This is a genomic window from Paenisporosarcina sp. P4_E4_2, assembly GCF_056401595.1.
The window spans coordinates 1-5,826 of sequence record NZ_JBFUJC010000198.1 but is presented as its reverse complement, the minus strand read 5'-3'; the positions used below and the strand labels follow the sequence as shown (position 1 = coordinate 5,826).

At 38.3% G+C, this 5,826-nt stretch carries 7 protein-coding genes and 1 pseudogene; 3 read left to right on the top strand and 5 right to left on the bottom strand.

What is annotated here, in order from left to right; translation table 11 throughout:
• Window positions 1-369 precede the first annotated feature (369 nt).
• Together dacB and AC1DSB_RS13190 are read left to right on the top strand one after the other, a co-directional pair.
• Window positions 370-1,860 carry a D-alanyl-D-alanine carboxypeptidase/D-alanyl-D-alanine endopeptidase gene (gene dacB / locus AC1DSB_RS13195; protein ID WP_477530751.1) on the top strand — a complete coding sequence of 497 codons (1,491 nt, stop codon included), beginning with the start codon at window positions 370-372 and terminating at the stop codon, window positions 1,858-1,860.
• A gap of 72 nt (window positions 1,861-1,932) precedes the next feature.
• Window positions 1,933-2,763: a GNAT family N-acetyltransferase gene (locus AC1DSB_RS13190; RefSeq protein WP_477530752.1), complete on the top strand. Its 831-nt coding sequence runs from the start codon at window positions 1,933-1,935 to the stop codon at window positions 2,761-2,763.
• Between the two features lie 63 nt (window positions 2,764-2,826).
• On the opposite strand, the gene AC1DSB_RS13185 is transcribed toward AC1DSB_RS13190, so the two are convergent.
• On the bottom strand, window positions 2,827-3,399 hold the full coding sequence (locus tag AC1DSB_RS13185) for a GNAT family N-acetyltransferase (protein WP_477530753.1): 573 nt from the start codon (window positions 3,397-3,399) through the stop codon (window positions 2,827-2,829).
• A 166-nt stretch (window positions 3,400-3,565) separates the two neighbouring features.
• A complete protein-coding gene (locus tag AC1DSB_RS13180; RefSeq protein WP_477530754.1) occupies window positions 3,566-3,706 on the bottom strand; it encodes a hypothetical protein in 141 nt (46 codons plus the stop codon).
• A 98-nt stretch (window positions 3,707-3,804) separates the two neighbouring features.
• Between AC1DSB_RS13180 and AC1DSB_RS13175 the strand changes: the two genes are divergently transcribed.
• Complete coding sequence (locus AC1DSB_RS13175) at window positions 3,805-4,893, top strand: AI-2E family transporter (protein ID WP_477530755.1); 1,089 nt, start codon at window positions 3,805-3,807, stop codon at window positions 4,891-4,893.
• A gap of 51 nt (window positions 4,894-4,944) precedes the next feature.
• On the opposite strand, the gene AC1DSB_RS13170 is transcribed toward AC1DSB_RS13175, so the two are convergent.
• The 3 genes and pseudogenes from AC1DSB_RS13170 to AC1DSB_RS13160 form a co-directional block, all read right to left on the bottom strand.
• A complete protein-coding gene (locus tag AC1DSB_RS13170; protein ID WP_477530756.1) occupies window positions 4,945-5,172 on the bottom strand; it encodes a hypothetical protein in 228 nt (75 codons plus the stop codon).
• Between the two features lie 23 nt (window positions 5,173-5,195).
• Window positions 5,196-5,501, bottom strand: coding sequence for a DUF3243 domain-containing protein (locus tag AC1DSB_RS13165; RefSeq protein WP_016428444.1), 306 nt, complete (start codon window positions 5,499-5,501; stop codon window positions 5,196-5,198).
• 93 nt (window positions 5,502-5,594) lie between these two features.
• Window positions 5,595-5,826 (bottom strand): annotated as a pseudogene (locus AC1DSB_RS13160) (hypothetical protein); the annotation flags it as partial.

Sequence of the window (5,826 nt, the reverse complement as noted above, 5' to 3'; positions counted from 1 at the left end):
ATGTAGGAGCACCGGTTTTTCTAGTGACGAGGAGACTGAAGCCGTGCCCGCGAAACGCGTCCGCCGCAATGGAAATCAACATTTTCTTGCATAGGCTCTTTTTCAATAGTATACAGTTATATTCACTCATTTTATTGTTTGTCTACAGTCTGACTCACTTTTCTGAAGTGAGTTTTTTTAGTGTGACGAAAGAAGTGAAAATCTCCCGTTTGTTTACATAACCTTCATTCAGTCCACATATATAGAAATAGACATTCGACRGAGCTCATGTGAGAAAAGAACGTTTTTTACAATCACTCTAAAAATTACATAATATTCAAATTATTTTATGATATGCTCTCTCCAATACTATTTTTAGGAGGAACGAAGTTGAAAGTGAAAAAGTATATTCTAACTCTTTTTATAGTGATGCTCGCTTTTTATCCATTTACGGATGAAACCAAACAACAAACGGCTATTGCAACAGATGAATATGCCCAATTAGGAATCAGCATTAATAAAATTCTTCAGGACGAACGTCTCGACGGTGCCACCACAGGTGTGAGTATTAGGAAAGCCAACTCAGGAGAACTTATTTATGACCATTTTGGTGAAACGAGGTTGCATCCGGCATCGAATATGAAACTTCTCACAGGAGCAGCTGCTCTCGAAACACTCGGAGAAAATTATAGGTTCTCTACGGAAGTGTTGAGTGATGGCACTGTAAAAGCGGGAATGTTGTCTGGAGATTTGTACTTGAAAGGTAAAGGGGATCCTACGTTGTTAAAGCAGGACTTCGACGTATTTGCCAAGGATCTTGCAGCTCGTGGTATTAAGAAGATAAATGGAAACTTAATCGGTGACGATACCTGGTATGACGATGTCCGCTTGTCGCAGGATATTACTTGGACGGATGAATCCTATTATTACGCTGCACAAGTATCAGCACTAACGGCATCTCCGAATGCAGATTATGATGCAGGTACAGTAATTGTGGAAGCACATCCAAATTCAATTGTCGGTGAACCGGCAAAGATTAAAGTATTGCCTGAAACTGATGTGGTAAACATCATCAATCGTTCTAAAACGGTTGCTGCCGGAGAAGTGAAAGACATAACAATTGAACGGCAACATGGATCGAACAATATCATTATTGAGGGAACAGTCCCAGCGGGCGGCACTGTCACCCGTGAATGGATTGCGATTTGGGAGCCTTCCTATTATGCGTTGGACTTGTTCAAGACATCTTTGGAGGAACAAGGTATTAAATTTGTCGGTAAGCACAAAATCACGTTAGGCAAAACGCCTAGTGATGCTCAATTGCTGACTTTTAAAAACTCAATGGCACTGAAAGAACTATTCATTCCTTTTATGAAACTTAGCAATAACGGACACGCTGAAGTATTGGCAAAGGAAATGGGCAAAGTGGTTTACGGGGAAGGAAGCTGGGAGAAGGGACTTCAGGTGATAGAAGAGAATTCAGAGGAAATGGGTTTGAATATGGAAACAATCATGATCCGCGATGCTTCGGGCATGTCTCACGTCAATTTGATTCCTTCCAATGAAGTAACAAATCTTCTTGTGGCTGTACAAAATGAGCCATGGTACAAAACATTCTTATCTTCATTGCCAGTTGCAGGGATAAGTGACCGTTTTACCGGAGGAACTTTACGCAATCGAATGAAAACTGAACCTACTGTCGGAAATGTGAAAGCAAAAACAGGTACATTAACCGCCGTATCTGCCTTATCTGGATATGCAACCACAAAAGATGGTGAGTTGCTGACATTCTCCATTCTGATTAATAATGATTTGGCAGCTGTGACGCCAATTGAAGACCAAATTGCCACAGCGATTGCAAGTTATACAAAACCTAAATAATCAGTAGCTTCCCGCTCTAAAATGTGGGAAGCTATTTTTATGTAGAAATAATCAGAATAGAAGGAGAAATATATGTTAACGACAAAACAATTGCAAGACATTGAGACTCTTCAAAAAGAATGTGAAGCACATGATGGGATACAACTGAAACTGAACTGGGAAATGCTAAGGACCCGTGATTTGGAGGAACGTGACTTTCTTTATTATGAAGAAAATGAACTAGTTGCATTTTTAGGGATTTACGCTTTTGGTTCAACTGCGGAAGTATGCGGTATGGTAAAGCCAAGCAAACGCCGGAAAGGTCATTTTAATCGTTTGTTTCTGAAAGCGATGGAAAAAGCAAAACAACAGAAATTCAAGAAAATTTTGCTCAACGCACCAGCTGGATCTCAGGAAGCGATGGCCTTTTTGAATAAACATGACGCCGTTCCTGCATTTTCCGAACACCAAATGGAGTGGCAGGAAAGACCTCTTAATGAAGTAGAGGGTGTGACTTTACGAGAGGCAAAGCATGAAGATCTGGACATGAGAATTCGTTTGGACGTCGAGGCGTTCGGTGTACTAGAGGAAGATGCTAAAGCGATGGAAAGCAGAATAGAAAGCGATGAAGATACCGATATGTTAATGATCGAAGTGGACACTCAAACAATCGGAAAGATTCGTATTAAGCGTGAAGACGGGCAAGCATGGATTTATGGTTTTTCCATTCTTCCTGATTTTCAGGGGAAAGGTACAGGTCGAAAAGTGCTCCAAAAAGTCGTCAAAGAACAAAGTATGCAAGGCCATTCCGTGTATCTGGAAGTGGAAACAAAAAATGCTCATGCCTTGAATTTATATGAATCCGTGGGTTTTAAAGTAGTGCATGCCCAAGACTACTATCTATACAAAAATGAAAACGACTAAGTCAGCCGTTTCCGCAAAAAAGACGAAAGGACCGGAATGAACGGCTCTTTCGTCTGTACTGTATTAATAAGATTCAAGCATATTTGGTTTTTTGTCTGTCTTAAAGACGAGTACCTCGCTGGAAGGGTCGTATGAATCACCATAAAACTGCTCATCTTTAAAGGTATGGATATTTTCATAAGTCCACTTCATTGCGTTATAAATTTCTTCTTCATCCTGATCGGTAGGTGACCAATAGAGTATTTCAAGAACGGTATTTTCGCCGGTGGCTAAAGATCGACGAGTATAACCAATGCGGGATGCATGTTTGAAGTCTTCCCGGGCGTAAAATTTAAGGCGTTTTTCGGTATCCGTATCTTCATAATTTACAGGTTCGACTTCAAGGAGAATTGCTTTGTTCTTTTCTTTTAATTTGTTCAGAAGTTTGCGACCTAATCCTTCACCGCGGGCTTCTTTCGACACAAAAAGATAATCCACAAATACAAAGTTTTTAAACTCAACGTACATGAGCACGTGTTTTGGACCTTCATCTTTTATATAAACATTACCTTTTTCATTCAGTAATGTCTCCATATGTTCTTTTGATTTCATTTCTTCGACTGGAAAATATTGATTTAACTTTTCATACCAATTCATTTAAACTTTCTCCTCCCAAAATTATCTTTTGCCTGGAGTTTTTGTTTTGTTGCGCGAAAATAAGAGGAACAAAGTAGGCGAGAAAATCCTCGGTATTATGTTTACCCAAAACCTCACAACTCTAAACATGTTTAATAAATAAAAGCCTAAACTAAGTGTTTCATCTTCACATATTTGAAAGTTCTCCAGTAAAATTCTTTGATTGATAAACGACAGTAACAAAATAAAACTCATCGCCATTATCGGATCCCGGTAGGAGAAGGGGACGGTGAACCATATGATGTCGAAGTTCCTCGTAATATTCCATTAGAAACGTCCTCACTTAACCATTTTCAAGTATGTATACCCGTTATTACCAAAAATAACTTATAATAAGAAAAACAAACATAATAGGACGTGAATGTATTGACGAAAAAGCTTTGGTTTCAAGTTGGGGTCGGGATTTTGCTGGCTTTACTTATTATACGAATGTTTATTGAAGTTAAAGGGATATTTTCGCCGCTTGTCATTATAGGGCAAACCATATTTTTACCATTATTGCTTGGAGGGGTTTTATTCTATTTAACGAGACCTCTGCTTAATTTTTTAGAGTCAAAAGGATGGCCGAGATGGACAAGCATTCTCGCCATCTTTATCGCGATCGGATTTTTCCTTTGGTTGCTCTCATTCATGATTGGTCCAGCTGTTACAAAGCAAGTGAATTCATTAGTAGAAGATGCACCAAAAATTACTAAAGATGTTCAAGCCATGGTTGATTATGCACTTGATCAAAAAAATCGTTTACCTGAATCGATAAAAGAATCAATTGATAATCAGTCTTCAAAATTGAATGACTTTGCACAAAGATTCGGTGTTGGGCTAATCACATTTATTCAAAGCATGTTCCAAGGGTTATTTTTATTGGTATTGATACCGTTTTTCCTTGTTTATTTATTGAAAGATCACGAGAAATTCGCACCATTTGTTGCCAATTTCTTTAGTGGGGAACGGAAAACATGGATTCGTAAAACATTGGTCGATATTGATATCACACTGAAATCCTATATTCAGGGGCAACTATTTGTTAGTTTTGCAGTTGGTATGATGTTGTTGATTGGATACTTAATTATTGGACTAGATTATGCACTCATTCTCGCTATTTTTGGGATGTTTATGAATGTCATTCCTTTCCTAGGCCCTTATATTTCTGTAATTCCTGCTCTTATTATAGGTTTCATTCAAGAACCACAAATGGCTATTTATGTAGCGATTATTATGCTGGTTGCACAACAGATTGAAAGTAATTTAATTTCACCGAATGTCATGGGAAGAGCTCTAGATATTCACCCTTTGACCGTTATTACAGTCATTTTGGCTGCAGGAAATATTGCCGGGTTATGGGGGATTATTCTTGCGATTCCAACTTACGCAGTGATTAAGACAATTTTGAAAAATGCTTATGCAAGACGCGCGGAAATCAAAGAAGCTGCAACATCAACAGTTGAAGAAGAATGAGGATAGAAATGTGAAAAGCCGGATTCTCCAAAAGGAGAGTCCGGCTTTCGCTTATTCTGGATAACGTTTTTCACTTGAAGAAGTATCTTTTGAATGTCGTTTATTTTCTTCATCTTTTACTTTTTCATTTAATTCTTCAACAGGAACAGCATCCACGGTTTGCATGTCTTCATGCATATCGAAAAGGCTTTCCTTGTCTGTTTCCAATACATCTGGATTGTCTAATTTACGACCTTTTTGATTTTCACGTTCTTTATCGTCAAAAGGGTTGTTCGTCATACGAATCCACACCTTTCAAATGCTTATTTTCTCACCATATTAACTAACATGTGAGCCAAAGCATGTTGCTGATCTTTATCGCCAGACTTCCATAATTCTTGTAACAAGTTTTCTTCGCTGTTACGAGGCTCTTCATTATTTGCTAAATAGCCTGCTACTTTTTCAGCAGTCTTTGCTAATTGCTCTTCGCCAAGACCTAATTTTTCACCCATTGCTACTTTATCGCCTAAATAAGATTTAAAGGTTGAAAAATTCGCTAAGATTTCTTCTTTTTTTTCTGAACTTACGTTATTTAATTCCTCTTGAACTTTACCTTGAATGTTTTCCATGTCATTGACACGCTCCTTTTCATCTTCTTAATGTTAGGTTTATCCTATTTAGTCATTGCTAAAACATCCCAATGTCCAAATGGGTATTTTTAACTATTTAAGAGGACAGAAACCGCATTTTTGCAATCCCGGAACATCTTTGGAGAAACAACATGTAGTTCGTACAGGAGAATTCAAAAGCTGTGCTGGCTCAAGGTCTTTTAAGTAGGCTTTAAATAATGAATGCTTGGCGATTCCTTCCCAAACGTTTGATGATTTTAAAATCTCCAAATCAATGCGAGCTTGCTTTTCAGTCGCAGGATTTCCAAGAAGGACAGCGTAGTGC

Coding starts and splice junctions, on each gene's coding strand:
- AC1DSB_RS13180 (WP_477530754.1), bottom strand. CDS start 3,706: ATGGAATATTACGAGGAACTTCGACATCATATGGTTCACCGTCCCCTT.
- AC1DSB_RS13165 (WP_016428444.1), bottom strand. CDS start 5,501: ATGGAAAACATTCAAGGTAAAGTTCAAGAGGAATTAAATAACGTAAGT.
- AC1DSB_RS13190 (WP_477530752.1), top strand. CDS start 1,933: ATGTTAACGACAAAACAATTGCAAGACATTGAGACTCTTCAAAAAGAA.
- AC1DSB_RS13170 (WP_477530756.1), bottom strand. CDS start 5,172: ATGACGAACAACCCTTTTGACGATAAAGAACGTGAAAATCAAAAAGGT.
- AC1DSB_RS13185 (WP_477530753.1), bottom strand. CDS start 3,399: ATGAATTGGTATGAAAAGTTAAATCAATATTTTCCAGTCGAAGAAATG.